A 24169-nucleotide genomic window follows, 5' to 3' on the forward strand; every position below is an offset into this window, starting at 1 on the left:
TGTCCGGATCATGCTTTGGCAGCCGGCGTCAGCAAGCTCAAAAAAGTCGCGGAGGGGAGGGGATATGAGGCTTCGGTTCAAGGCCACCCATGTCGTGTTGGCCATGCTCTGCGTGATGTATTTCATCACCTATGTGGACCGGGTGAACATCGGCACTGCGGCCGGCGACATCCAGAAGGAGCTGGGTCTCTCCAACACCCAGCTCGGCCTGGTGTTCTCGGCTTTCGCCTATCCGTATCTGCTGTTCCAGGTGATCGGCGGCTGGGTCGGCGATCGCTTTGGACCACGTCAGACCTTGTTCTGGTGCGGCATGATCTGGGCGGCGGCGACCATCATGACGGGCTTCGTCCATGGTCTTGCCGCGCTGTTCGTCGCGCGCTTTGCGCTCGGGTTCGGCGAAGGCGCGACGTTCCCGACCGCGACGCGCGCCATGCAGTACTGGACGCCGGCCAACCGGCGCGGCTTCGCACAAGGTTTGACGCATTCGTTCGCGCGGCTCGGCAACGCCATCACCCCGCCGGTGGTCGCGCTCCTGATCCTGTGGCTGACCTGGCGCGGCGCGTTCGTCGCGCTCGGCATCGTCAGTCTGATCTGGGGCATCGTGTGGGTCTGGTACTTCCGCAACGAGCCGCGGGAGCACGGCGCGATCACCGCAGCCGAGCTCGCGACATTGCCGCCGCGGCCTAAAGGCGAGCGGCCGAAGGTGCCATGGGGACCGCTGCTGCAGCGGATGTGGCCGGTGACCTTGACCTATTTCTGCTACGGCTGGTGCCTGTGGCTTTACCTCAACTGGCTGCCGCTGTTCTTCAAGAACAACTACAGCCTGGATCTGAAGAACTCGGCGCTGTTCGCATCCGGCGTGTTCTTTGCCGGGGTGATCGGCGACAGCATCGGCGGCGTCATCTCCGACCGCATCCTCGAACGCACCGGCAACGTGCGGCTGGCGCGGCTCAGCGTAACCATCGTGGGCTTTGCCGGCGCACTGCTGTCGCTGATGCCGATCCTGTTCGTTCACGACATCACGGTGGTCGCGCTCTGCCTGTCGGCCGGCTTCTTCTGCGCCGAGCTGGTGATCGGCCCGATGTGGTCGATCCCGATGGACATCGCACCGAAATATTCCGGCACCGCCGCGGGGCTCATGAACACCGGCTCGGCCTTCGCGGCCATCGTCTCGCCGCTGGTTGCAGGCTTCGTGATCGACGCCACCGGCAACTGGTACCTGCCGTTCCTGATGTCGATGGGCCTGTTGCTGCTCGGCGGCTTCTCGGCGTTCCTGATGCACCCCGAGCGGCCGTTCGAGGAGACCGGCGAACTGGTGGCGCCGGGCAAGGTGGTGGCCGCCGAATGAGGGGCTGCCGGCCGTCAGATATGCATGACGGCCTCCCGACGGGCCTAGGACAAACCCGGCGAATAGTGATATGCGAGCGGCTTACCAAGACCAAGGCAAGACCGGGAAAGACGCTCATGACCGTGCATACTGGAAGGCATTTTCTGCAGATTCCGGGACCGACCAACGTGCCGGACCGGGTGTTGCGGGCCATGGATATGCCGACCATGGACCATCGCGGCGCCGAATTCGCCGAGATCGGCTTCGCCGTGATGTCGGCGATGCAGCGCGTGTTCCGCACCAAGCAGCCCGTGATCATCTACCCGTCGTCCGGGACCGGCGCCTGGGAGGCCGCGATCGTCAACACGCTGCAGCCGGGCGACAAGGTCTTGATGTGCGAGACCGGGCAGTTCGCGGTGCTGTGGCACGGCATTGCCGACAAGTTCAAGCTCGACGTCGACTTCATTGCGGGCGACTGGCGCCACGGCGCCGACCTCGAGCAGATCGAGGCCAGGCTCGCCGCCGACAAGGCGCACAAGATCAAGGCCGTCTGCGTGGTCCATAATGAGACCTCGACCGCCTGCGTCACCTATCCGCGCGACGTGCGCAAGATCCTCGACACGCTGAAGCATCCGGCGCTGCTGATGGTCGACACCATCTCCGGTCTCGGTTCGCTGGAATACGAGCACGACGCCTGGGGCATCGACGTCTCGATCGCCGGCTCCCAGAAGGGGCTGATGCTGCCGCCCGGCCTCGGCTTCAACGCCGTATCGGAGAAGGCGCTGGCGGTGGCCAGGGCGAATCCGGGCATGCGCTCCTACTGGGACTGGCAGGAGGTCATCAACATCAACAAGGCCGGCACCTGGCCGTACACCCCCGCCACCAACTTGCTGTTCGGCCTGCGCGAGGCCGTCAAGATGCTGGAGGAGGAGGGGCTGGAGAACGTGTTCGCCCGCCACAAGCGCCACAGCGAAGCGACCCGCGCTGCGATCAAGGTCTGGGGTCTGGAAACGCAGTGTCAGGAGCAGGGCGCGCATTCGCCGGCGCTGACCGCCGTGCGGGTACCTGACGGCCACGACGCCGATCACTTCCGCAAGGTCGTGCTGGATAATTTCGACATGTCGCTCGGCACCGGCCTCAACAAGGTCAAGGGCAAAGGTGTTCCGGATCGGCCATATCGGTCACTTCAACGATCTGATGCTGATGGGCACGCTGTCCGGCGTTGAGATGGGGCTTGATCTGGCCAAGGTGCCGCATCGCGGCGGCGGCGTGCTGGCGGCGATGGAGGTCCTGAAGGGCCGCGACGTCGCGCAGGCCTCGAAGGTCGCCTGAATATCAAATCGTAACCAACAGAAAGAGCGAGACATGAACGCGCCCGTGGCACCGACCGAAGACCTGATCTACTCCGTCGAGGACGGCATCGCGCGCATCACGTTCAACCGGCCGCAGGCCCGCAATGCGCTGACCTTTGCGATGTACGAGCAGATGGCTTCGATCTGCGAGAGCATCAATCAGGATCATCAGATCAAGGCGCTGATCATGACCGGCGCCGGCGACAAGGCGTTCGCCTCCGGCACCGACATCTCCCAGTTCCGGGCGTTCAAGACCGCGCAGGATGCGCTGGACTACGAGGCGCGGATTGACCGCGTGCTGGGCACGCTCGAACAGTGCCGCGTGCCGGTGATCGCGGCCATCGCCGGCGCCTGCACCGGCGGCGGCGCCGGCATCGCCGCCTGCTGCGACATCCGCATCGGCACCGAGGCGACGCGGATCGGCTTCCCGATCGCACGCACGCTCGGCAACTGCCTGTCGATGTCCAACATCTCGCGGCTGGTGTCGCTGATCGGCCCGGCGCGGACCAAGGACCTGATCTTCAAGGCACGGCTGGTCGAGGCGCCGGAAGCGCTGGCCCTCGGGCTGTTGAACGAGGTCGTGCCCGATGTGGAGACCTTGCAGCGCCGCGCCAACGAGACCGCGAAGCTCGTCGCCGGCCATGCGCCGATCACGCTCGAGGTGACCAAGGAAGCGGTGCGCCGCATCCGCCGCACGCTGTCGCGCGAGGAAGGCGAAGACCTGATCCTGCGCGCCTACATGAGCGAGGATTTCCGCGAAGGCATGGACGCCTTCCTCAACAAGCGCGCGCCGAACTTCAAGGGCAAGTAGCGGCTGCGAGAGGCTCTGGGCGCGCGGGGCTCTCCGTCGCCATTCGCCGGTGCGCAATTGCGCACCTGAGGACGTGCGAAGCACGAGCCCAGAATCCATCGCAGCAAACTCGGTGTCGTCCCTGCGAAAGCAGGGACCCATAGCCACCGATGCCGGTTGGTTTGCTGCGCTGTGGGCCACAGCTTGCTTCAACAACACAGCCCTATGGTTATGGGTCCCTGCTTTTGCAGGGACGACAGCGGATAAGCGGCGCGCTTTTGCCCACTCTACCCGGTCTGCTCCTCGCAACGTTGCACCCCACCTCATTCCAAAGTCATACGCCATGCGACGGTTCGGCGGCTTGAACTCACCCTCATTCTCGGCACAATGATGCACGCGCTCCGCTTCGCAGATTTTGCCAAGCCGAACAAATAGATAGGGAAGAAACACGTGGGACAGATTGTAAAAACCACGGCTGCAATCGCGGCCCTCTTGCTGAGCACGCCGGCGTTTGCCGGCTGGGAGCCGAGCAAGCCGGTCGAGATCGTGGTTGCGGCCGGCGCCGGCGGTGCCTCCGACCAGATGGCGCGCATGATGCAGGCGGCGATCCAGAAGAACAATCTGATGAAGCAGCCGATGGTGGTGTCGCTGAAGGGCGGCGCGTCGGGCGCGGAAGCGCTGATGTACATGAAGTCGAGCGAAGGCGATCCCAACAAGGTGCTGATCGCCTATTCGCTGATCTACATGCTGCCGCTGTCGGCCAAGATTCCGTTCAACTGGCGTGACCTCACGCCGGTGTCGGTAATCGCGCTCGACCAGTTCGTGCTGTGGGACAACACCGCGGGTCCGAAGACCGTGAAGGAGTTCATCGATGCTGCCAAGGCGGCAAGCGCGCCCTTCAAGATGGGCGGCACCGGCTCCAAGCGCGAGGATCACGTGCTGACCGTGTTCATGGAGCAGAAGACCGGCGCGAAATTCTCCTATCTGCCGTACAAGTCCGGCGGTGAGGCTGCGGCCCAGCTGGTCGGCGGTCACACCGAATCCAACGTCAACAATCCCAGCGAGAATCTCGAAGTCTGGCGCGCCGGCCAGGTCCGCGCGCTCTGCGTGTTCGACAAGGAGCGGATCTCCTACAAGACCAAGGTCACCGACACGCAGTCCTGGAACGATATCCCGACCTGCAAGGAAGAGGGGCTGGACGTGCAGTACCTGATGCTGCGTGCGATGTTCCTGCCGGGCAAGGTCACGCAGGAGCAGCAGGCGTTCTATGTCGACCTGTTCCAGAAGGTGACGCAGACGCCGGAATACAAGGACTACATGGAGAAGCAGGCGCTGAAGCCGATCTTCCTCACCGGCAAGGACATGGTCGAATTCCTCGAGGATGACGACAAGCAGAATGCCTCGCTGATGAACGCGGCGGGCTTCGTCGCGAAGTAAGGTTGCGGCCGTGAACCTTCCGTCATCCCGGGTTCGATGCTTTCGCATCGCCCCGGAATGACGGAGCAAATGGCCAGCGACGCTGGCCCGACGTACGCTGCGCATCCCTCGTTGCTTTACCTTCCGCCCGGAAACGCCTTGCATCGCGCGGCTGCGCCATCGATATTGCGCCGCATGATGCCGCCGTTGCGGGAGCGTGAGGAGCGATCATGACCAAGGCCGTTCTCGGAATCATCGGCGGATCCGGCATCTACGATTTGCCGGGCCTGGAAAATGTCCGCGACGAGCCGATCCCGAGCCCATGGGGTGAACCATCCGCGACGCTGCGCCGTGGCGAGATCGCCGGATTGCCGATCGTGTTCCTGCCGCGGCACGGCCCGGGGCACGCGCTGTCGCCGTCCGACATCAATTATCGCGCCAATATCGACGTGCTGAAGCGGGCGGGGGTCACCGACCTGGTCGCGCTGTCCGCCTGCGGCTCATTCAAGGAAGAACTGCCGCCGGGCACCTTCGTGCTGGTCGACCAGTTCGTCGATCGCACCCATAAGCGCGAGAGCTCGTTCTTCGGCAGAGGCTGCGTCGCGCATGTCTCGATGGCGCATCCGGTGTCGCCGCTGCTGGTGAAGCATCTCGCGGCCGCCGCCGAAGCCGAGCGCATCGCATTCGCGCGCGGCGGCACCTACCTCTGCATGGAAGGGCCGCAATTCTCCTCGCTTGCGGAGAGCCTGACCTACAAGGCGCAGGGCTATTCGGTGATCGGCATGACCAACATGCCGGAAGCCAAGCTCGCCCGCGAGGCCGAGATCTGCTACGCCAGCGTGGCAATGGTCACCGATTTCGACTGCTGGCATCCGGCGCATGATGCGGTGACGGTGCAGGACATCATCCGCGTGCTGAATTCGAACGCCGAGAAGGCCAAGGCGCTGGTGGCGCGGCTGGCGCGGGATTTCCCGCGCGACCACGAGCCCTGTCCGATCGGCTCGGACCGCGCGCTGGACACCGCGCTGATCACGGCGCCCACGGCGCGCGATCCGCAGCTGCTTGCCAAGCTCGATGCGGTCGCCGGACGGGTGTTGCAGTCATGAAGGTCGACGGGCGCCATTTCCGCAGCATCTGGCTCGAGCCCGACGGCTGGTCGGTCGGCGCGATCGATCAGCGCCGGTTGCCGCATGAATTCGTCGTTGCGAAGATCACGACGGCGGACGAGGCCGGCGAGGCCATCAGCTCGATGCTGGTCCGCGGCGCGCCGCTGATCGGCGCGACCGCGGCCTACGGCATGGCGCTGGCGATGCGCGCCGATGCTTCCGACGCCGCGCTCGATCGCGCCGGCAAGATGCTGGCCGCGACCCGGCCGACCGCGATCAATCTGAAATGGGCAATCGACGAGATGCAGCGCGCGCTCGCCCCGGTCGCGATGTCGGCGCGGGCGGATGCGGCCTATGCCCGCGCCCGCGCAATCGCCGACGAGGATGTCGAGATCAACCGCGAGATCGGCCGCCATGGGCTCGGCCTGATCGAACAAATCGCAGCGACCAAGAAGCCGGGCGAGCCGGTCAACGTGCTGACGCATTGCAATGCCGGCTGGCTTGCAACCGTCGATTGGGGAACGGCGACGTCACCAATCTACCAGGCGCATGATCGCGGTATCCCGGTCCATGTCTGGGTCGACGAGACGCGGCCGCGCAATCAGGGTGCCTCGCTCACCGCCTGGGAGCTCGGCCATCACGGCGTGCCGCACACCGTGATCCCCGACAACACCGGCGGCCATCTGATGCAGCATCGCATGGTCGATCTCGCGATCGTCGGCACCGACCGCGTCGCCGCCAATGGTGACGTCTGCAACAAGATCGGCACCTATCTGAAAGCGCTCGCGGCGCACGACAATGGCGTGCCGTTCTATGTCGCGCTGCCGTCGCCGACCATCGACTTTAGTATCGATGACGGCATCAGGCAAATTCCGATCGAGCAGCGTGCGGCCAGCGAGGTCACGCACCTGACCGGGCGGACGGCGGACGGACGGATCGAGACCGTGCGCGTGGTTCCGGACGGCTCTGGCGTCGTCAATTTCGGCTTCGATGTGACGCCGGCGCGGCTGGTGTCGGGATTGATCACCGAGCGCGGCGTGCTCGATGCGAATCGTGCTGCACTTGCGAGCGCGTTTCCCGAACGATCCAGTTAGCTGAAGGCTGCATTGACGGTGATTGCATCTGCGCGCTATCCCCATCGTTGCCCTCGCAACCCGGACCGTCCAGTCCATGTCCAACACCGAACTTGAGATCGTCGTCGACGATCCGACCGCGCCTGAAGAGAATTCCCCGGCCGTCGTCTCCACCGGCGTCGTCGATGTCGTCGTCTCGTTGCTGTTGCTTGCGCTGGCAGTGGTGCTGGGCTGGGACAATTGGCGCACCGGCGCCTCGTGGGATTCGACCGGACCGCAGCCGGGCTATTTTCCGTTCTATCTTTCGGTGATCCTCGGCGCCGCCAGCCTCTATGGGCTGGGTGCCGCCTTCGTGTCGCGCCGGGAAGCTGCCGAGACCTTTGTCACCCGCGCCCAGCTGCGCCGCGTGATGGCGGTGTTCGTGCCGACCTTCCTGTTCTGCCTCGCCACCCAGTATCTCGGCCTCTATGTCGCGAGCTTTCTCCTGATCGCGGGCTTCATGCGCCTGGTCGGCAAGATCGCGCTGTGGAAGTCGCTGCTGACCGCCTTCATCTTCACCGCCGCGATGTTCGTGACCTTCGACATCGCATTCGACGTCATCATGCCGAAGGGGCCGCTCGAAGCGGCCTTCGGGTACTGAGCGATCGACAGGATCTCGAGACATGGAAGCTTTCGGTCTCCTGCTGCATGGTTTCGCCGTCCTTTTGACGTGGAAGACGCTGCTGTTGATGATGGTCGGCCTCGTGCTCGGCATCTTCGTCGGCGTGCTGCCGGGGCTCGGCGGCCCGAACGGCGTCGCGATCCTGCTGCCGCTGACCTTCACGATGGACCCGACATCGGCCATCGTGATGCTGTCGTGCATCTACTGGGGCGCGCTGTTCGGCGGTGCCATCACCTCGATCCTGTTCAACATCCCCGGCGAAGCCTGGTCGGTCGCGACCACCTTCGACGGCTATCCGATGGCGCAGCAGGGCCGGGCGGCCGAAGCGCTCACCGCGGCGTTCACCTCGTCGTTCATCGGTTCGCTGGTCGCGGTGCTGCTGATCACCTTCCTGGCGCCGATGATCTCGTCATTCGCGCTGAAGTTCGGCCCGCCGGAATTCTTCGCGGTCTATCTGCTGACGTTCTGCTCGTTCGTCGGCCTCGGCCGCGAAGCCAAGCACAAGACCGTCATCTCGATGTCGCTTGGGTTGCTGCTCGCCGGCGTCGGCATGGACACGGTGTCCGGTCAGCTGCGCATGACCTTCGGCTCGGCCGAGCTGTTGCGCGGCATCAACTTCCTCGTCGCCGTGATCGGCCTGTTCGGCATCAGCGAGATCCTGCTGACGATGGAGGAGCGCCTCGCGCTCCGCGGACATGCCGCCGGCATCTCGCTGCGCGTGGTGCTGTCGGTGTGGAAGGACCTGCCGAAATACTGGGTGACGCTGCTGCGCTCCTCGGTGATCGGTTGCTGGCTCGGCATTACGCCGGGCGGCGCGATCGCGGCCTCATTCATGGGCTACAATCTGGCAAAACGCTTTTCCAAGGATCAGGAAAGTTTTGGCAAGGGCCGCATCGAAGGCGTGTTCGCGCCGGAGACCGCCGCCCACGCCTCGGGTACCTCGGCGCTGCTGCCGATGCTTGCGCTCGGCATTCCAGGCTCAGGGACTGCCGCGATCCTGCTCGGCGGCCTGATGGTGTGGGGCCTCAACCCGGGCCCGCTGCTGTTCGTCGAGCACAAGGATTTCGTCTGGGGCCTGATCGCCTCGATGTACCTCGGCAATGTCGTCGGCCTCGTGCTGGTGCTGACCACCGTGCCGATCTTCGCCTCGATCCTGCGCGTGCCGTTCGCGGCGGTGGCGCCGATGATCGTGGTGTCCTGCGCGATCGGCGCCTATGCGATCCAGAATGCGATGTTCGACATCTGGCTGATGCTGGGCTTCGGCGTCGTCGGCTATGTCTTCAAGAAGATCGGCATTCCGCTTGCGCCGTTCACGCTGGCATTGGTGCTCGGCAGCCGCGCCGAGGACGCGTTCCGGCTCTCGATGATCGGCTCCGGCGGCGACATGAAGGTGTTCTGGTCGAACGGCCTCGTCGGCAGCATCACGACATTGGCGATCGTGCTGCTGTTCTGGCCGGTGATCGATCGGGCCTTTGCCGGCGTCGCAGGTCTGCTACGGCCGGCAAAGGCGTGAGGTTCCAGAGCGTTTTCGAGCGAAGTGGACACCGGTTCGCGAAGACAAGAATTTGGCGTTCCGTTCCGATGTGATAGGAGCAGAGCTCTAGTCTAGACTAGACGACCTTGCGCTGGCGCAGCTCGGCGATCTCGTCACTGCCGAAGCCGAACTCGGCCAGCACTTGCTCAGTCTGCTCGCCGAATTCAGGAGGCCGCGCCACCATCTTGCTCGGCGTCCGCGACAGCGTCACCGGCTGGCTGACCAGCTGGATATGCCGGTTCTCGTCGTTCGGCACGTGCTGGGCCATGCCGAGATGCTTGACCTGGGCGTCCTCGAACATCTGGTCGATCGAGTAGATCGGCCCGCACGGCACGCCGGCGGCGTTGAGTTCCTGCACCCAGGTCTCGGTCGACTTCTTTTCGGTGAGCGCGTTGATCCGCGCATTCAGCGCGTCACGGTTCTTCGAGCGCGCCGGCGCGGTGGCGTAGTCGGGGTCGGCGATCAAGTCGGGCGCGCCGATCGCCTGGGCGCAGCGCTCCCAAATCCGCCCGCCTGTGGTGGCGATGTTGATGTAGCCGTCGGAGGTCTTGAACACGCCGGTCGGGATCGAGGTCGGATGGTTGTTGCCGGCCTGCTTGGCGACTTCCTTCTCCATCAGCCAGCGCGCCGCCTGGAAATCCAGCATGAAGATCTGCGCCTGCAGCAGCGAGGTCTGCACCCACTGCCCTTCGCCGGAGACGTCACGTTCCAGCAGCGCGGTGAGGATGCCGAGCGCGCAGAACAGGCCCGCGGTGAGGTCGGCGACGGGAATGCCGACCCGCATCGGGCCTTGGCCGGGCGCGCCGGTCACCGACATCAGGCCGCCCATGCCCTGCGCGATCTGATCGAAGCCAGGGCGCTTGTGATAGGGGCCGTCCTGGCCGAAGCCGGAGATGCTGCCGTAGACGATCTTCGGATTGATCTTGCGGATGCTCTCATAGTCGATGCCGAGCTTGCCCTTCACATCCGGGCGAAAGTTCTCGACGATGACGTCGGCCTGCTCGGCCAGCCGCTTGAACACCTCGAGCCCCTTGGGGTCTTTGAGGTTCAGCGTCATCGCGCGCTTGTTGCGATGCAGGTTCTGGAAGTCGGAGCCGCCGCGGGGACCGCCCGGCTGCTCGCCGCCGCCGTCCTCCAGCAGCGCATCGATCTTGATGACGTTGGCACCCCAATCGGCGAGCTGGCGCACGCAGGTCGGCCCGGAGCGGACCCGGGTCAAGTCCAGCACGGTGAAACGGGACAGGGCTTGGGATGCGCGGGGAAAGGGCATTGAGACACCTCTTGTTTGGCGGGCCGCTGTGGGGGCTATTGCTCATCTGCCATAGACAATTTGGCAGGTCTTTCCAACTGTTACCCGGATAACAAAGTGCCGGAAACGAACAGTCACGGTTCCGTGCGGACCGCTCTGCATAAGGTGCGATTCGCGCCTGCCCACACCTGAGCATCCGTCCGTCGTCCGCCAACTCTCGACAATCACGCTTCTGGCTGCTAGCCCGTCGCCCGACCGAATGGGTTTTGCCCTTATGGAAGAGGGACTTGAGGCGTTTCGACGTGATGGACCGAAAGCGGGCATGGCAGTGAAGAGAGGTCCGTCCCATCTGCTCGGCAATTCGGCGTGGAACGCGACCGCTTTTGCGGTCGCGGTGCTGCTCAATCTGGCGATTCTCCCATTCGTGATTTTCCGGCTCGGCCTCGCCGCATTCGGTGTTGCGGGGCTGGTAACCGCCTGTGTCGCGCCGGCGCTGATGTTCAGCAATGCGCTGGGTCTTTCGACGGCGCGCGAGCTTGCGCAACGGCTGCAACTGTCCGATCGCGACGACGCACGGCGCTTCTTCGCCACCGCCCTGGCGCTCGCCATCGCCGGAGGCGGCCTGATCGCGGCCTTGCTGATCCTCGCCGGTGCGCCGCTGGCGCGACTGGGATTTCACCTCGGCGGCCCGGCCGGCGACGATCTCGGGCTTGCCTTCACCCTGGCCGGTGCCGGCTGGCTGTGCCAGTGCCTGTTCGCGGTGTTTCTCTCGCTGTTCACGGCGCGCCAGGACTATCGGCGGATCGCCGCGATCAGCATCACGGGCACGGTGGTGACGACGATGTCGATGCTGCTGTTCATCCCATACGCGCCGCGCGCCTCGACCTTCCTCGGCTGCCAGGCGCTGGGCTTCGCAACGAATCTGCTGATGGCCTTCGCCTGGTCGCGACATGCGATCAGCGACTGGCTCGCGCCGCCGACGCTCGACCGCGGCGCGCTGCGTGCGCTGGTCAAGCTTGGTGGCTGGCAGGTCGCGGCACAAAGCGGAGCGCTGTTCGCAGGCCAGGCGGACCGCTATTTGCTCGGCGCGCTGCTGCAACCGCAATTCGTCGGCTTCTACAGCGTCGCGCAGCGGCTGGAGGAGGCGGTCTATATCGGCGTCTTGAAGATCGGCGAGATCCTGTTCCCGTTCTTCAGCACGCTGCAAAAGGAAGACGATGATCGCAAGGTCGATTTGCTGCTTCGCTCGTCCTGGATTCTCAACGTGCTCGCCGCGAGCGCGCTGGGCGGCCTGATCCCGGTCGCGGGCGCGCTGCTTTATCGATGGACCGGTGCCGAGGTCGCCGCCGAGGCGCAGCTGGTGCTGGTGGTGCTTGCGATCAGCGGGATATTGGGCTCGAGCGCCAATGTGTTTGCGTTCTATCTGCTGTCGCAGGGACGTTCCAGTTTCAACGCGCTGATCTCGCTCGTCACGGGCACCTTCACGCTGGCGACCAGCGCCATCGCATTGCCGTATTTCGGCTGGCAGGCCGCCGGTTGGAGCTCCTGTGTCGGCATGGTCGCGCAGATGGTGATCACGGTGCTGCTGCTGCGGCGAACCTTCAGGCTTTCGGGGATGTGGTCACGGATGCTGCACTTCGTCCTGATCCCGCTCGGCACCGGTGTCGCCATAGCGTTGGCGCTGCGCTCGCAGCTCGGCCATATGTCATTCGACCACGCGCCGTCATGGTGGTATGTGGTCTCGCTCTACGGCGTGTCGGCGGCGGTGATCTTTGTCGCCGCTGTCGCCGTGTCTCAGCTGGGTCCCTATCGCGCCGTCTGCTGGCGCGATCTCCGCATCGTCATCACTCGCTTCTTGCCCTTCAAGGCCGCCTAGACATGTGTGGTATCGCAGGCATCGTCAATCTTCGGGGCAATCCCGTCGAGCCGGCCGAGATCTCGCGGCTGACCAGCCTGATCGCGCATCGCGGGCCGTTCGGCGAGGGCACCTGGTTCAACGCCAAGCGAAACGTCGCCTTCGGCCATCGCCGGCTCGCCATCATCGATCCCGGCGAGGGCGGCTATCAGCCGATGGCATCGGGCGATGGCCGCCATGTGATCGTCTACAATGGCGAGATCTACAACTTCCTCGAGCTGCGCCGCGAGCTTGAGGCGAAGGGCGCGGTGTTCCGCAGCCAGTCCGACACCGAAGTGATCCTCGCTGCCTGGCAGGCCTGGGGCGAAGACATGCTGCTGCGCTTCAACGGCATGTGGGCGCTGGCGATCTACGACACCGTCACGGATGATCTGTTCCTTGCGCGGGACCGCTTCGGCATCAAGCCGATGCTGTACGCGTTAACGTCCGAGCGCTTCGTGTTCGCATCCGAGCAGCGGGCGCTGGCGCGGAGCGGGCTGGTCGAGACGTCGCTCGATATCGACGTGGCGCGGCGATTGTTGCTTGACCCGTTCGGGATCGAAGGCAGCGAGCGGACGCTGTTCTCGCAACTCCGTCGCCTGCAGGGCGGTCACTGCATGTGGCTGCGCCAGGGGCGGGCGCAGGTGCGCCGCTGGTGGCGGACCGTGGATCACCTGCCTGTGATCCCGAACAGCGAGGCCGACCGCGTCGGGCGCTTTCGCGAGCTGTTTCACGAGTCCGTTGCGCTCCGCATGCGCAGCGACGTTCCGATCGGGACCTGCCTGTCCGGCGGCTTCGATTCGTCCGCGGTGATCTGCGCGATGGCGAGCCATGAGAAGGCCGGCATGGGACCGCGCGACTCGACAGCCTGGCGGCACGCCTTTGTCGCGACCTTTCCCGGCGCCAGCAATGACGAGCGGCCGATGGCGGAGGAAGCGGCCGCGTGGGCCGATGTGGCGCCGAGCTTTCTCGAAATCGGGCGCTCCGACGCGCTCACCGACCTCGACCGCATCCTCGACGACAATGACGACGTCTATATCGGGCTGCCGAGCGCGCCCTGGCTGATCTATCGCGAGCTGCGCCGCCAGAACGTCACCGTGTCGCTTGATGGCCACGGCGCGGATGAATTGATGGGCGCTTATTTGCAGGAAGGGCAGTCGGCCGCATTCAAGATCCGCAACGCGGCGGCCGCGCTCACGTCCCGATCGCAACTCGCACAGCGCGGCCACGACTTCCTGCGCGCGCAGATGATCAGGCGCCAGGGGCACTATTTCCTGCGCGGAGGGCTGACGGCGATGCCGGCGCCGCTGCCGCTGGTTGCCGAGGGTGATGAGTTGCCTGATACATGGGGTGCGCTGAACCGGCGGCTCTACCGCATGTTCCACTCGACCACCCTGCCCACCATCCTGCGCAATTTCGATCGGCTTTCGATGGCGCACGGGATCGAGGTCCGTATGCCGTTCATGGACTGGCGGCTGGTGACCTATACGATGGCGCTGCCGGAAACCAGCAAATCGGCCGATGGCATGACCAAGGTGGTGGCGCGGCAGGCGATGGCGAATTTGATGCCCGAAAGCATCCGCACCGCGCGCCGCAAGGTCGGCTTCAATTCACCGATGCCGGAATGGCTGAACGGTCCGTTGGCGGGCTGGACCACGGAATTGCTCGATCGGAAGGTTCCGGCATTCGCCGAGTTCGTCGACGAGACGCCGCTGCGGAAAGTGGTCGGTCGCTTGACGGCGTCGCAAGGCTGGGATTGGGAATCGGTCGGCCGGATCTGGCCGTATCTGAACATGAAATGGATGTTGGCGAGGACCGCGTAACCGATGCGCCTGTTCCAGAATAGCGGTCTCTATCCGTCCTATCTGCCGCGGCTGAATCAGCTCGCGGCAAAGGCATCGACCTTCGCCGCGCGCCGCGACGTTTTCCTGCATGACCGCTTTGGCGCGGCGCATTTCCTCAAGCCGGTGCTCGACGGTGCGCCGGAAGCTTTTTTCACCAATGCAGACGACGACGTGCTGCAGCGCCAATGGGCCCGTGAGCAGGGCATGCAGGGGACGCCGACGTTGGAGGCGATTCTGCTCGCGCAGATCGAGCATCACAGGACCGAGGTGTTCTACAATCTCGATCCGGTGCGTTATCCCAGTGCATTCGTCGCCAAGCTTCCCGGCTGTGTGAAGAAGACGCTGTGCTGGCGCGCGGCGCCCTCGGGAAACGCCGACCTGAGCGCCTATGGCGCGGTGCTTGGAAACTTCCCCTCGATCCTCGAAGCCTGGCGCGGCAAGGGCTGCCGGGCGGAGCTGTTCTTCCCCGCGATCGATCCTGTCATGGCGCAGTATGGCAACGGCGAACGGCCGATCGACGTGGCGTTTGTCGGCGGATATTCGCGGCACCATAGTGCGCGCGGCCGGACGCTCGAACAGGTCGCGGCGCTGGCGGCTGACCGCAACATCGTATTCTGCCTCGATGCCTCGCGGCTGACGCGGCTTGCCGAAAGCGCGGTCGGGCGATTGCTGCCGCTGGGGAAGCACCGCCGCCCCGACGTCATCGCGCGCATCGCAAGGACGCCGCTGTTCGGCCGGGACCTCTACGAGCTGTTCGGGTCGGCGAAGATCGTGCTCAACGGCGCCATCGACATGGCCGGCAACGATCGCGGCAACATGCGCTGCTTCGAGGCGATGGGCTGCGGCTCGCTGCTGGTGTCCGATGCCGGCAACTATCCGGAGGCGATGCAGGATGGTGTCACCATGCGCACCTATGACGCGCCCGAAAGGGCCGTCGAGGCGATTTCAAGCAGCCTGCGGGATTGGCCGCAATGGGTCGGGATCGCCGCGTCCGGCCGGAGCCGCGTGCAGGAGACTTACAGCAAGGCCTCGCAATGGGCACAGTTTATCGATCTCGTCGCGCGGATTGAGCCGTAACAGAGCGTTTCGAGCGAAGTGGGTGGCGGTTGGCGTGAAGAAAACGCGCAAAAGCGAGATTCTAGAGCCCGTTCCGATTCCATCGGACCGGAAAAGGCTCTACACGGGGGCACAGAGCCGGCCAGCGGGCGGGCGATCGGGCCGGAATGATGTCTGCAAGTGACTTGATCTATCAATTGAAATGGATGGCGGACGGACTGGCCGTGCCGTTGTTCAGGATGCGGCCGCGGCCGTTCGGCCCGGGCTATCAGACGGTCAAACGCGACACCATCACCGCGGCGATCGACGGCGGCCTGCTTCAGGCGGGAAAGGAGCTTCCGCCCGGCTACGGCATCGCGATGGATGAGCGCGTGGTGGAATATCCCTGGGTCTACGGCCGATTGAAAGATGTCGGCAAGATGCTGGATGCGGGATCGACCTTCAACCATGACTTCCTGCTGCGGCGTCCGCCGCTGCGCGGCGCGGATCTCACCATCATGACGCTGGCGCCGGAGCGGCGTTGCTACTGGCATGATGGTTATTCCTATGTGTTCGGCGATCTCCGCAAGACGATGTTCGGCGATCATGTCTTCGACACGGTCGCCAGCATTTCGACGATCGAGCACATCGGGCTCGACAATCAGATGCTGTACACGGGCGATCCGCGCGATGCCGAGACCGATCGGGATGGTTTCGTCCCGGCGGTGAAGGAGTTCAAGCGCATTCTCAAGCCCGGCGGGACGTGCCTGATCTCCGTGCCGTTCGGCAAGCGCGACAATCTCGGTTGGTATCAGGTGTTCGATCTTGCCATGATCGAGCGGATTATCGAGGCATTCGGCGCGACATCGCACCATGTCGACTATTTCGGCTATTCGCGACAAGGCTGGTCGCGCCAGAGTGCCGAGGCGCTCGCCGACGCCACCGTTTTCGACATCCATACCGGCAAGGGGCAGGGCGACGACCTTGCGGCGTCGTCGCGCGCGGTCGCCTGCCTGCAGTTGACCGCATGAATATCGATTACCTGATCCAACGTCTGATCGGTCGCGCGACGTGCCGTCTGCAAGCCGACGCGGCGCTCGGCCGCTCCGCCAGGATCAGGAACATCCGCGGCGATGCCGACAAGATCGTCGTCGGCCGCAACAGCCGCATCCTCGGGGAGCTCCTGACCTTCGCGCATGGCGGGGAGATCCGGATCGGCGAGTGGTGCTACGTCGGCGAAGGCACCCGGATCTGGTCGGCGGCCTTGATCGAGATCGGCAACCGCGTCCTGATCTCGCATTCGGCGAATGTGTTCGACAATCTCACCCATCCGCTGCGGACGGCGGAGCGGCACCGGCAGGTGCAGCAGATTTTCACGCGCGGCCATCCGAGCGACATCTCGCTCGACGAAAGCCCGGTGAGGATTTGCGATGATGCCTGGATCGGCGCGGCTGCGATGGTGTTGCGCGGGGTGACGGTCGGGCAGGGCGCCATCGTCGCGGCCGGCGCGGTCGTCACAAGGGATGTCGCGCCGTTTACGATCGTGGCCGGCAATCCGGCCGTGCTGGTGAGGGAGCTTGGCGCCGATGAACGGTGAGCGCAAGTTTACCACCTGGGAGGAAGCGGTGGTCTGGCTGCGCAATCAGCCCGACCAGCGCCAGCTCGTGCTCGACGCATTCTACGACGATCCGCTGGCCGAAGCCGCTGAACGCTATTTCCAGAGCTCCGAGTGGCGGGCGGTCTCAGCGCTGCTGGCCGGCCGGTCTGGTGCCGCGCTCGACGTCGGCGCCGGCCGCGGCATTGCAAGCTACGCGCTCGCCCGCAGCGGCTTTGCGGTGACCGCGCTCGAGCCGGATCCCAGCGCGATCGTGGGAGGGGCGGCGATCCGCAGCCTGGCGCAGCAGGCGCAACTGCCGATCGAGGTGGTCGAGGAGTTTTCCGAGCGGCTGCCGTTCGCCGATGCGACGTTCGATGTGGTTTTTGCCCGGGCCGTGCTGCATCACACGCGCGATCTCGAAGGTGCCTGTCGGGAGATGTTTCGCGTGTTGCGGCCCGGCGGCATGCTGATCGCGGCGCGCGAGCACGTCATCAGCAAGGAGGCGGATCTTCCCCAGTTCCTTGCGCAGCATCCGCTGCATCACCTCTACGGCGGCGAACATGCCTTCCTGCTCGATCGCTATACCGGCGCGCTGGCCACCGCCGGATTTTCGAAGATCGACACGCTGGCGCCGCTGCAAAGTCCGATCAACCTGTTTCCCTACACGCTCGAGACGCTGAAGGCTGCGATCGTGACCAAGTTGTCGCAAAGGATTCCGGCAGCGCCGTTGTGGCGGACCGCATTTGCGTCACGCCTTGTGTTCGGCTCGCTGCTGTCGATGGCCGAGCGCTTCGACAATCGGCCGGGCCGGCTGTACTCCTTTGTCTGTCACAAGGCTTGAGCGATGATCGTCTGGGTCACCGGCGCGAACGGGTTCATCGGCCGCCATCTCGTGCATGAGTTGTCAGGCGCCGGCCATGCGGTGCACGGCGTCGGGCACGGCGCGCTCGACGCGACGGAAGCCCGCCGGCTCGGCTTGCAGAGCTGGATCAACGGCGAGATCGACGCGGCCAATCTCAACGCCCTTGCGGCAGCGCACGGGCTGCCGACGCATGTCTTTCATCTGGCCGGCGGCTCCTCCGTCGGCATCTCGATCGAGCGGCCGTTCGAGGATTTTTCGCGGACGGTCGCGAGCACGGCGCGGCTGCTCGAATGGCTGCGCGGATCCGCGCCTGACTGCGCGCTGATCGCGGCGTCGAGCGCGGCCGTGTACGGCGCCGACCATGCCGGGCCGATCGCTGAAAGTGCTGTCCCGACTCCGATGTCCCCCTATGGGCAGCACAAATTCATGATGGAGCAGCTGTGCCGGAGCTACGCGCAGTCGTTTGGCATGCATTGCACGATCGTGCGGCTGTTCTCGGTCTATGGCCCCAATCTGCGCAAGCAGTTGCTGTGGGACATCTGCTCGCGGCTGGAGGCCCAGCAACCCGTGCTGACGCTTGGCGGGAGCGGCCAGGAAATCCGCGACTGGACCGACGCTCGCGATGTCGCAAGGCTGCTTGCCAAAGTCGCGGAAGCGTCGTCGCAGCAGAATTTCCGCGTCATCAATGGCGGTTCGGGCCGCGGCACGAGCGTTGCCGATATCGCCGCGCTCCTGATCAAGCAGTGGGGCGGCAATACGGTTGTACGGCACTCCGGCATCAGCCGGCCCGGCGATCCCGTCAGCCTGCTGGCCGACGATACAATGCTCCGCGAAATCGGATTCGATTGGCGCATTCCGCTCGACCAGGGTATCGCCGACTATGTGGCTTGGTTCAAGGGACATGCTTCGTGATGCCGCGCCCATTGCGGTTCGCGTTTGGTCACATTTCGCGACGGCTTTGGGCCGGCGGGTTTAATTATCAACGCAACCTGTTCGCGGCGCTCGACCGGTTTCTGCCCGGCGAGTTCACTCCGGTCGTGTTTGCGGGGACCGGGGCCGATGCGAACGAACTCGCAGAGTTTGCCGCGATACCCGGCGTCGAGGTCGTCAGGTCCGAGGCATTCGACGGACAGCCGGGTCTGGCTTCAGCGCTCGCGCTTGGTCTGGACCGGGGAGCCGCGGCGGCGTTTCGCTCCGCACGCATCGATGTCGTCGTTGAAGCCGCGCGCTTCTTCGGCTGGCGGTTGGCGATCCCAACGGTGGCCTGGATCCCGGATCTGCAACACCGTTCGCTGCCTCAGCTGTTTCCGACGACGGCGCGCTGGCGCCGCGAGATCGGCTTTCGCGTTCAGATGGCGTCCGGGCGAACCATCATGCTGAGCAGCGAGAGCGCCTTGCGCGATTTCAGGGCCTACTACCCGCACGCCAAGAGCCGCGTCAGCGTCGTACGCTTCGCGACCCAGCCGCCGGCTGCGTTCCTGAATACGGACCCGTCGGACGTGATCGCGACCTATAGCCTGCCGCAGAACTATTTCTATCTGCCCAATCAGTTCTACCGCCACAAGAACCATCAGCTCGTCGTCGACGCGTTGACGATCCTGAAACGTCGTGGGGTCGATGTCGTGGTCTGCGCATCGGGCAGCACGGAGGATCGGCGCGAGCCCGGTTATTACGATCTGGTCAATTCCGAGATCAAACGCCGCGGCCTCGAGGCGCATTTCCGGCACCTCGGCGTGATCCCGTTGCCCCATGTCTACGCCCTGCTGCGAGCCTCAACCGCGCTGCTCAACCCGTCGCGCTTCGAGGGTTGGAGCACGACGGTGGAGGAGGCGAAGTCATTCGGCGTTCAGATGATCCTGTCCGACATCGACGTACACCGCGAGCAAACCTCAGGCGCCGCCCGCTATTTCGGCGTCGATGATCCGAATGCGCTGGCCGACCACCTTGCGGAGGCTTCGCAGCAAGCGCGCGGGCTCGTCATTCGGAACGTCGTTCCGCATCAGGACGAGCGCGTCCGCGCATTCGCGGCCAGTTTTGCCGCCACCATGCGAGAGGCTGCCGGTCAGGATGTCGATGCGCCGATCGAAAGATAGTCGAGCAGCGGATCGCGCGGGCGCGCGCTGACCCCTGAGGTTGACGTTCATCGCGTGAACAGGGTAGAGGAGAGCGCAGGCGCTGGGCGGATGTCGTGCCGCAGCGGCCGGAATGCGCGTCCTGTCGAATTGTCCACGAAACCCAGACCATGCAGGTTAGTCCCACGTGTGCGGCATATTCGGCCTAGTCGCCAAGAACGGGCTCGTTGATGCTGACCAAGTCGATCGACTGACCGATCTGGTCGCTCACCGCGGGCCGGACGGGCGCGGGGTCAGGGTCAATGGCAAGGTCGGGCTGGGGCACCGGCGACTGGCCATCATCGATTTGACCGACGACGGCGCGCAGCCGATGCGCGACAGGCTGCTGCCGATCTGGATCACCTACAATGGCGAGATCTACAATTATCTCGAACTGCGCGCAGAGCTTGAAGCGCTCGGCCACGTCTTCCACACGGCGTCGGACACCGAGGTCTTGCTCACGGCCTATGTCCATTGGGGCGAAAGCTGCCTCGAGCATTTCAACGGCATGTGGTCGTTTGCGATTCATGACGAGCGTGACAATACGCTGTTCTGCGCGCGTGATCGCTTCGGTGTGAAGCCCTTCTACTTTGTCGACACGGCAAACCAGTTCGCCTTCGGTTCGGAGATTCGCCAGTTGCTGCCGTTGATCGGGCGCGCCGTCGCCGACGACGAACTTGTCAGGGACTTTCTCGTCTGCGGCCTCAGCGACCATACCGATCGGACCTTCTTCAAGGGTATCGAGAAGCTGGCCCCTGGACACAAGATGCGCGTCGATCTGGCAACGGGCCGGATCAAGATCGAGCGCTATTATTCGCTGGCGCCGCGTTCGGCCGTGGCCGACGAGCAGCAAGCCGCCAGCTCGCTGGCGGAGCTGCTCGATGACGCGACGCGTCTGCGTTTGCGCTCGGACGTTCGGGTCGGTACCTGCCTGTCGGGCGGACTGGACAGTTCCAGCGTCGCGACGCTGGCGGCCCGGCGCTATGCCTCATCCTCCAACGATCGCTTCTTTGCCATCACGGCGGTCAGCGAGCAGGCGGAGAACAACGAGGAGGCATACGCGGCCGACGTCGTCGCAAAGGCCGAGCTGAACTGGTTGCGTACCAAGCCGAGCTATCAGGATTTCGCGTCGACCGCGGAGGCCCTGCTCGAGGTGCAGGAAGAGCCGTTCGGCGGCCCCTCGATCATGATGCAATACGAGGTGATGAAGACCGCGCGCGCCAACGGCGTCATCGTGCTGCTCGACGGTCAGGGCGGTGACGAGACGCTGCTGGGCTATCACCGCTATTATGCGGCCTGGCTGCGCGACCAGCTGGCTCGCTCCGGCGTCGGGGGATTCTTGTCCGCCTTTAGCGCGGCCACGCAGGCCGGCGTTTCGGCTCAACGGTTGCTGATGTACCTGTTTGGCGCCAGCTCGGCGGCGCTGCGGAACGCATATTACCGCTGGCAATACGCCTTCCTGAAGAGCCCGGAACTGCCGGAATGTCTTCGCCGTTTTGCGCGAGAGACGAGAGATGCGCAGCAAATGCAGGTGCTGGAGATCACCGAAACCAACCTGCCGATGCTGCTGCGTTTCGAGGACAAGAACTCGATGCGGTTTGGTATCGAGACCCGGTTGCCGTTCCTCGATTACCGCTTTGTCGAGTTTGCGTTGAGCCTGCCGACGCGCATCAAATTGAACAAGGGCTGGACGAAATGGCCGCTCCGTGCAGCGATGCAGGACGCGCTTCCGGCCAGCATCTCCTGGCGCAAGGACAAGATCGGCTTTGCAGCACCCGACCGGCTCTGGCTCAGCCGACACTCGCCGGCGATGTATGAAAAGGTTGTCGGCAGCGCCCTGCTTGCCCGCTACGCCGACATGGCTGCGGTGAAGAAGAAATTCCACCGGCTCGATCTTGGAATGCGCTGGCGGCTTTATTGCGTCGCGCTTTGGGGTGAACGCTTCCGGGTCGGATCTCCATGAAGATTTGCATGTTGTCGAGTGTCCATGCGGCCGATGACATTCGAATCGTTGAGAAGGAAGCGCGCAGCCTCTCCGAAGCCGGCCACGACGTGACCGTCGTGGCACGGTCACCTTGCCCGAGCGATCCGGGCCGCATCGATTTCAGATTGATCGAGATGCCGCCGGCTGCCCGCTGGAAGCGCCCGTGGGTCACGGGCCGAGCGGCCTTTGCCCTCGCGCGGGCGGCCAGCGCAGACGTCGTGCAATTCCACGATCCGGAGCTGATCCCGTTCGCGCTGCGGCTCAAGAGCCGAAACTGCAAGGTGGTCTACGACGTCCACGAGGATGTGCCCGCGGACATCTATTCCAAGCGGTGGATCTGGCCCTGGATGCGGCCGCTCGTCTCGCGCGGAATGGAATTGGCGGAACGCTACGCCGCCAGCCGTTTCAACGCCATCGTCGCGGCGACGCCGGCTATTGCCGATCGCTTTCGCAGCTATGGTGCTGCCGTCATGCTGGTGCGCAACACCGTGCGACTGGACGAATTCATTGAGCCTGGGCCGACGACACAACGGCGACGCCAGGCGGTCTACGTTGGCCGCACCAGCTTCGATCGCGGGCTGGTCGAAATGGTTGAAGCATGTGCCGCGGTGCGTCTGCCGCTGGTGCTGGCGGGAACAATCGGTCGCGAGGAACAAGCCTGGCTTGAGAAATCAACTGCCGACGTGTCATACAGGGGCAGGCTGGGACGTGGTGAGATCGCGAAGCTGCTGAACGAGAGTCTCATCGGCCTCAACCTGCTATTGCCTGAACCGAATTATTTGCTCTCACTTCCAACCAAGCTGTTTGAATATATGGCTGCCGGCCTACCTGTCATTTCAAGTGATCTGCCGAAATCCAAGGAGATCGTGGAGGCGGCCGGGTGCGGATTCGTCGTGTCGCTCGACGATCGCGCGGCGCTGCTGGACTGCCTGTCCAGGCTCGCGGACGACCGGCAGCTCGCGATCGGAATGGGACTGGCGGGACGGGCCGCGGTGACCCGGAATTTCAACTGGCAGCACGACGCGGCGGAACTCATCGAGCTCTACCGGCGACTTGGTTCGCTCGGGGCGGCGGCATGAACATCTGGCTGCTGCATCCCTTTGCCGGAGGCCCTGGCCTCGGGCGTCACTATCGTCCGTTCTGGCTGGCAGACGCCTGGGGCAAGATGGGGCACCGGGTGGTGATCGTCAGCGCCGCCTTTCACCACCTGCACAGGCAGCCGCGCGTTCCGGGGCCGCAGCGGATCAATGACGTCGACTTCTGGTTTCTCGACACGCCGCGCTATGGCCATGGCAGCCTGGGACGGCTGCGGAACAATCTGAGCTTTGCGCCGGCTTTCCGTTCGGCGGCATCTGCAATCGCGGCGCAGTTCGGCGAGCCGGACCTGATGATTGCGTCGAGCCCGCATCTGTTCTTCGTCTCAGCGGCCGGTCAAGTCGCGCGACAATTCGGGACGCGGTTCTGGCTCGAGGTCCGCGACCTCTGGCCGGAAAGCATCGTCGCGCTTGGCATGACGCCGGCATGGCATCCGCTGATGAAGGTGCTCGGCTGGAAGGAGCGCGCCGCCTATCGTACGGCGGATCGCGTGATCTGCCTGTTGGCCGGAGCGGAAGCTCATATGCGGGCGCGTGGCTTGCCCGCGGGCAAGTTCCTGTGGATCCCCAACGGAGTTTCCGACGGCGAAATTCAGAGCGCGCTGACCATCGAGGCTCTCGGCCATCCCCTGGTCGACCGCATCAATCTGCTGCACCAGCGGGGCAGGCGCGTCGTGCTTTACGCCGGCGGCATGGGCCCGCCGAACGCCGTGGAGGCCATTCTCGACGCCGCTTCGATCCTCGGTAAATCAAACCCCGAGATCCATTTCGTGATGATCGGTTCCGGCACCTCGAAGGAGGCGCTGAAACAGCGGGCGGCTGCGCTCGCCAATGTGGAGTTTCACGATGAGGTCGATCGGGCGGTCGTGCACAGCATGCTGCACGCGTCCGATTGCGCGGTGGTCGCCTTCCACAACAACGCGCTCTATCACCACGGCATCAGCCCGAACAAGCTGTTCGACTACTGCCTGTTCGCACCGCGCAGTGTCATTGCCTGTGAGGAGCGGGCGCTGACCGGGCTCGAGGATCTGGTGACCGCGCGATGCGCGCCTGATGATGCCGACGCGCTTGCCGCATCCCTGCGCGCTGCCCTCGACGACCCGGCGCGTCCGCGGGCCGATCGGGTGGCCGTGGCGCGGCGGTACAGCTATTCAACGCTCGCGGCGCAATACTTGGCCGAGTTGCCCGATAAGGCCTGAAGTGTGACCATCGCGTCACATGTGTCAGATGTAAATCCCTT

General features: G+C 64.6%; 19 protein-coding genes and 1 pseudogene. 19 read left to right on the plus strand and 1 reads right to left on the minus strand.

Features of this window, described 5'->3' with window-relative positions; genetic code table 11:
- Positions 1–64 precede the first annotated feature (64 nt).
- The 8 genes and pseudogenes from ACVW17_RS20860 (at position 65) to ACVW17_RS20895 (ending at position 9238) form a co-directional block, all read left to right on the plus strand.
- Positions 65–1348 carry an MFS transporter gene (locus tag ACVW17_RS20860; RefSeq protein WP_456753657.1) on the plus strand — a complete coding sequence of 428 codons (1284 nt, stop codon included), beginning with the start codon at positions 65–67 and terminating at the stop codon, positions 1346–1348.
- Between the two features lie 116 nt (positions 1349–1464).
- Positions 1465–2659 (plus strand): annotated as a pseudogene (locus tag ACVW17_RS20865) (pyridoxal-phosphate-dependent aminotransferase family protein).
- Between the two features lie 33 nt (positions 2660–2692).
- Positions 2693–3490, plus strand: coding sequence for an enoyl-CoA hydratase/isomerase family protein (locus ACVW17_RS20870; protein WP_456753659.1), 798 nt, complete (start codon positions 2693–2695; stop codon positions 3488–3490).
- A 438-nt stretch (positions 3491–3928) separates the two neighbouring features.
- Complete coding sequence (locus ACVW17_RS20875) at positions 3929–4906, plus strand: Bug family tripartite tricarboxylate transporter substrate binding protein (RefSeq protein WP_456798988.1); 978 nt, start codon at positions 3929–3931, stop codon at positions 4904–4906.
- 209 nt (positions 4907–5115) lie between these two features.
- Positions 5116–5991, plus strand: coding sequence for an S-methyl-5'-thioadenosine phosphorylase (locus ACVW17_RS20880; RefSeq protein WP_456753660.1), 876 nt, complete (start codon positions 5116–5118; stop codon positions 5989–5991).
- Positions 5988–7085 (plus strand): S-methyl-5-thioribose-1-phosphate isomerase, encoded by a 1098-nt coding sequence (gene mtnA, locus ACVW17_RS20885; protein ID WP_456753661.1) that lies wholly within the window; start codon positions 5988–5990, stop codon positions 7083–7085. Before ACVW17_RS20880 ends, mtnA begins: the two co-directional genes overlap by 4 nt.
- A 76-nt stretch (positions 7086–7161) precedes the next feature.
- Positions 7162–7704, plus strand: coding sequence for a tripartite tricarboxylate transporter TctB family protein (locus tag ACVW17_RS20890; RefSeq protein WP_456753662.1), 543 nt, complete (start codon positions 7162–7164; stop codon positions 7702–7704).
- A 22-nt stretch (positions 7705–7726) separates the two neighbouring features.
- Positions 7727–9238 carry a tripartite tricarboxylate transporter permease gene (locus ACVW17_RS20895; protein WP_456753663.1) on the plus strand — a complete coding sequence of 504 codons (1512 nt, stop codon included), beginning with the start codon at positions 7727–7729 and terminating at the stop codon, positions 9236–9238.
- A gap of 97 nt (positions 9239–9335) precedes the next feature.
- Here ACVW17_RS20895 and ACVW17_RS20900 read toward each other — a convergent pair whose 3' ends face one another.
- Positions 9336–10529 carry a CaiB/BaiF CoA transferase family protein gene (locus ACVW17_RS20900; protein ID WP_456753664.1) on the minus strand — a complete coding sequence of 398 codons (1194 nt, stop codon included), beginning with the start codon at positions 10527–10529 and terminating at the stop codon, positions 9336–9338.
- Between the two features lie 301 nt (positions 10530–10830).
- Here ACVW17_RS20900 and ACVW17_RS20905 point away from each other — a divergent pair, with 301 nt between their 5' ends.
- The 11 genes from ACVW17_RS20905 to ACVW17_RS20955 all read left to right on the plus strand — a co-directional run bounded on the left by ACVW17_RS20905 (position 10831) and on the right by ACVW17_RS20955 (position 24128).
- Positions 10831–12384, plus strand: a complete 1554-nt coding sequence (locus tag ACVW17_RS20905; RefSeq protein WP_456753665.1) for a lipopolysaccharide biosynthesis protein — start codon at positions 10831–10833, stop codon at positions 12382–12384.
- A gap of 2 nt (positions 12385–12386) precedes the next feature.
- Positions 12387–14225, plus strand: a complete 1839-nt coding sequence (gene asnB, locus ACVW17_RS20910; protein ID WP_456797818.1) for an asparagine synthase (glutamine-hydrolyzing) — start codon at positions 12387–12389, stop codon at positions 14223–14225.
- 3 nt (positions 14226–14228) lie between these two features.
- Positions 14229–15323, plus strand: a complete 1095-nt coding sequence (locus ACVW17_RS20915) for a glycosyltransferase family protein (RefSeq protein WP_456753667.1) — start codon at positions 14229–14231, stop codon at positions 15321–15323.
- A gap of 146 nt (positions 15324–15469) precedes the next feature.
- Positions 15470–16312, plus strand: a complete 843-nt coding sequence (locus ACVW17_RS20920; RefSeq protein ID WP_456797819.1) for a methyltransferase domain-containing protein — start codon at positions 15470–15472, stop codon at positions 16310–16312.
- Positions 16309–16878 (plus strand): acyltransferase, encoded by a 570-nt coding sequence (locus ACVW17_RS20925; RefSeq protein ID WP_456753669.1) that lies wholly within the window; start codon positions 16309–16311, stop codon positions 16876–16878. Before ACVW17_RS20920 ends, ACVW17_RS20925 begins: the two co-directional genes overlap by 4 nt.
- Positions 16868–17719, plus strand: coding sequence for a class I SAM-dependent methyltransferase (locus ACVW17_RS20930; protein ID WP_456753670.1), 852 nt, complete (start codon positions 16868–16870; stop codon positions 17717–17719). The genes ACVW17_RS20925 and ACVW17_RS20930 overlap by 11 nt, the downstream gene beginning before the upstream one ends.
- 3 nt (positions 17720–17722) lie before the next feature.
- Positions 17723–18652 carry an NAD-dependent epimerase/dehydratase family protein gene (locus ACVW17_RS20935; RefSeq protein ID WP_456753671.1) on the plus strand — a complete coding sequence of 310 codons (930 nt, stop codon included), beginning with the start codon at positions 17723–17725 and terminating at the stop codon, positions 18650–18652.
- Positions 18652–19833: a glycosyltransferase family 4 protein gene (locus ACVW17_RS20940; protein ID WP_456797820.1), complete on the plus strand. Its 1182-nt coding sequence runs from the start codon at positions 18652–18654 to the stop codon at positions 19831–19833. The genes ACVW17_RS20935 and ACVW17_RS20940 overlap by 1 nt, the downstream gene beginning before the upstream one ends.
- Positions 19834–19999: 166 nt before the next feature.
- Positions 20000–21814, plus strand: coding sequence for an asparagine synthase (glutamine-hydrolyzing) (asnB, locus tag ACVW17_RS20945; protein ID WP_456753673.1), 1815 nt, complete (start codon positions 20000–20002; stop codon positions 21812–21814).
- 8 nt (positions 21815–21822) lie between these two features.
- Entirely contained in the window at positions 21823–22914 is a 1092-nt protein-coding gene (locus ACVW17_RS20950; protein WP_456753674.1) for a glycosyltransferase family 4 protein, read from the plus strand.
- A complete protein-coding gene (locus ACVW17_RS20955) occupies positions 22911–24128 on the plus strand; it encodes a glycosyltransferase family 4 protein (protein WP_456753675.1) in 1218 nt (405 codons plus the stop codon). Before ACVW17_RS20950 ends, ACVW17_RS20955 begins: the two co-directional genes overlap by 4 nt.
- Positions 24129–24169 lie beyond the last annotated feature (41 nt).

The sequence above is a fragment of the Bradyrhizobium sp. USDA 4473 genome (assembly GCF_054063335.1).

Excerpts from the sequence above, each read along its gene's own strand:
- ACVW17_RS20860 (WP_456753657.1), top strand. The coding sequence starts at position 65 with ATGAGGCTTCGGTTCAAGGCCACCCATGTCGTGTTGGCCATGCTCTGC.
- ACVW17_RS20870 (WP_456753659.1), top strand. The coding sequence starts at position 2,693 with ATGAACGCGCCCGTGGCACCGACCGAAGACCTGATCTACTCCGTCGAG.
- ACVW17_RS20880 (WP_456753660.1), top strand. The coding sequence starts at position 5,116 with ATGACCAAGGCCGTTCTCGGAATCATCGGCGGATCCGGCATCTACGAT.
- mtnA (WP_456753661.1), top strand. The coding sequence starts at position 5,988 with ATGAAGGTCGACGGGCGCCATTTCCGCAGCATCTGGCTCGAGCCCGAC.
- ACVW17_RS20890 (WP_456753662.1), top strand. The coding sequence starts at position 7,162 with ATGTCCAACACCGAACTTGAGATCGTCGTCGACGATCCGACCGCGCCT.
- ACVW17_RS20895 (WP_456753663.1), top strand. The coding sequence starts at position 7,727 with ATGGAAGCTTTCGGTCTCCTGCTGCATGGTTTCGCCGTCCTTTTGACG.
- ACVW17_RS20900 (WP_456753664.1), bottom strand. The coding sequence starts at position 10,529 with ATGCCCTTTCCCCGCGCATCCCAAGCCCTGTCCCGTTTCACCGTGCTG.
- ACVW17_RS20905 (WP_456753665.1), top strand. The coding sequence starts at position 10,831 with ATGGCAGTGAAGAGAGGTCCGTCCCATCTGCTCGGCAATTCGGCGTGG.
- asnB (WP_456797818.1), top strand. The coding sequence starts at position 12,387 with ATGTGTGGTATCGCAGGCATCGTCAATCTTCGGGGCAATCCCGTCGAG.
- ACVW17_RS20915 (WP_456753667.1), top strand. The coding sequence starts at position 14,229 with ATGCGCCTGTTCCAGAATAGCGGTCTCTATCCGTCCTATCTGCCGCGG.
- ACVW17_RS20920 (WP_456797819.1), top strand. The coding sequence starts at position 15,470 with ATGATGTCTGCAAGTGACTTGATCTATCAATTGAAATGGATGGCGGAC.
- ACVW17_RS20925 (WP_456753669.1), top strand. The coding sequence starts at position 16,309 with ATGAATATCGATTACCTGATCCAACGTCTGATCGGTCGCGCGACGTGC.
- ACVW17_RS20930 (WP_456753670.1), top strand. The coding sequence starts at position 16,868 with ATGAACGGTGAGCGCAAGTTTACCACCTGGGAGGAAGCGGTGGTCTGG.
- ACVW17_RS20935 (WP_456753671.1), top strand. The coding sequence starts at position 17,723 with ATGATCGTCTGGGTCACCGGCGCGAACGGGTTCATCGGCCGCCATCTC.
- ACVW17_RS20940 (WP_456797820.1), top strand. The coding sequence starts at position 18,652 with ATGCCGCGCCCATTGCGGTTCGCGTTTGGTCACATTTCGCGACGGCTT.
- ACVW17_RS20950 (WP_456753674.1), top strand. The coding sequence starts at position 21,823 with ATGTTGTCGAGTGTCCATGCGGCCGATGACATTCGAATCGTTGAGAAG.
- ACVW17_RS20955 (WP_456753675.1), top strand. The coding sequence starts at position 22,911 with ATGAACATCTGGCTGCTGCATCCCTTTGCCGGAGGCCCTGGCCTCGGG.